The organism is Kitasatospora sp. NPDC056783 (assembly GCF_042789895.1).
GTDB lineage: Bacteria > Actinomycetota > Actinomycetes > Streptomycetales > Streptomycetaceae > Kitasatospora.
This window is the reverse complement of sequence record NZ_JBHUAF010000693.1, coordinates 1-1,589: the sequence shown is the minus strand read 5'-3', so window position 1 is coordinate 1,589 and position 1,589 is coordinate 1. Positions and strand designations below refer to the sequence as shown.

2 protein-coding genes are annotated in these 1,589 nt (G+C 71.4%); both read left to right on the top strand.

The window, feature by feature from the left end; all coding sequences use genetic code 11:
- The first annotated feature begins 129 nt into the window (after positions 1–129).
- Positions 130–1,092, top strand: a complete 963-nt coding sequence (locus ACFRMQ_RS40640) for a glycosyltransferase family 2 protein (RefSeq protein ID WP_380735953.1) — start codon at positions 130–132, stop codon at positions 1,090–1,092.
- The gene (locus ACFRMQ_RS40635; RefSeq protein WP_380735952.1) at positions 1,089–1,538 is read left to right on the top strand and encodes a GtrA family protein; all 450 of its coding nucleotides are present in this window, start codon (positions 1,089–1,091) and stop codon (positions 1,536–1,538) included. The genes ACFRMQ_RS40640 and ACFRMQ_RS40635 overlap by 4 nt, the downstream gene beginning before the upstream one ends.
- Positions 1,539–1,589: the final 51 nt, after the last annotated feature.

Here is a 1,589-nt window from a genome sequence, read left to right as displayed (position 1 = left end):
GTGCGCGGGGCCCTTCGGCGTCTCACGGGCCGTTCACCGGAGTTCGGCTCCTTTCACCGACCCCTCATGGCCGACTGTTATGGTCGGGCCACCAGCCAGCCCCGCCGTCGCGGAAAGTGGGACCAACGCATGTCAACGGCACCGCTGTTGTCGGTCGTGATGCCGATCTACAACGAGCAGGAGGCGCTCCCGCTGACCGTCGAGCGGCTGCGGCCGATCCTCGACGGCCTCGACGTGGCCTACGAGGTGGTCGGCGTCGACGACGGCAGCACCGACGTGACCCCGGTGCTGATGCGCAAGATCCGCCAGGACTGGCCGGAGTTCCGCGTCGTCCGCTTCGCCCGCAACTCCGGGCACCAGGCCGCCCTGACCGCCGGCATCCACCGCGCCCACGGCGACTACGTCGTCTCCATCGACGCCGACCTCCAGGACCCGCCGGAGAAGATCCCCGAGATGCTGGCGCTCGCCCGCGAGCAGGGCCTGGACATCGTCTACGGGGTGCGCGGCGACCGCGGCACCGACACCTTCTTCAAGCGGCACACCGCCGGCGCGTACTACTGGCTGATGCGCAAGCTGGTCGGCAAGCGGATGCCCAGCCAGGCCGGCGACTTCCGGCTGCTCAGCCGGGCCGCGGTGGACGCGCTCAAGGCGATGCCCGAGCACCAGCCGGTCTACCGGCTGCTGGTGCCGTGGCTGGGCTTCCCCAGCGGCGAGGTGGTCTACGTGCGCGAGGAGCGGATCGCGGGCAGCACCCACTACCCGCTGTCCAAGATGGTCCGGCTGGCGCTGGACAGCGTGACCAACTTCTCCGCCGCCCCGCTGCGGCTGGCCACCTGGCTCGGGCTGTTCAGTTTCCTGATCTGCATCGTGCTGGCGCTCTACACCACGGTCGCCTACGCGCTCGGCGCCACCGTGCCCGGCTGGTCCTCGCTGTTCATAGGGATGCTCTTCATCGGCGCGGTGCAGCTGGTCTGCGTCGGCCTGCTCGGCGAGTACGTCGGCCGGATCTACTCGGCCGTCCAGGCGCGGCCCGCGTACTTCGTCGGCTACGACTCGGCCGAGGAGCCGGACCGGTACGGTACGGGCGCGTGAACGAGATCCTCTCCGCGGACCGGGACGAGCGCGACGGGTCGGCGGGCGCGCCCCGGCCGGTCCGCCGGCAGCTGCCGTCCTTCCTAGTCATCGGGGTGCTGAGCACCCTCTTCTACCTGGCGCTGTTCGTCCTGATGCGGCTGGTCAGCCCGCCGCAGGTGGCCAACCTGGTGGCCCTGGCGGTCAGCGCGGTGGCCAACACCGCCGCCAACCGCCGCTTCACCTTCGGCATCACCGGCTCCGAGGGCGCGGTGCGTCACCAGCTCCAGGGCGCGGTCGCGTTCCTGATCGGACTGGGGCTGAGCAGCGGCGCCCTGGCGCTGCTGGACGCGGCGGTGCCGCACGCCTCCCGGGTGGTCGAGGTCACCGGGCTGGTGGTGGCCAACGGCCTCGCCACGGTGGCCCGGTTCGTGCTGCTCAAGCTGTGGGTCTTCCGGAAGCACTGAGCCGGAAGCACCGGCCCGGAAGCCGGCCGGAACGACGACGGAGGGGGCGCG

What these genes read in the sequence shown, in the direction of transcription:
- ACFRMQ_RS40640 (WP_380735953.1), top strand. Translation starts at nt 130, where the DNA reads ATGTCAACGGCACCGCTGTTGTCGGTCGTGATGCCGATCTACAACGAG.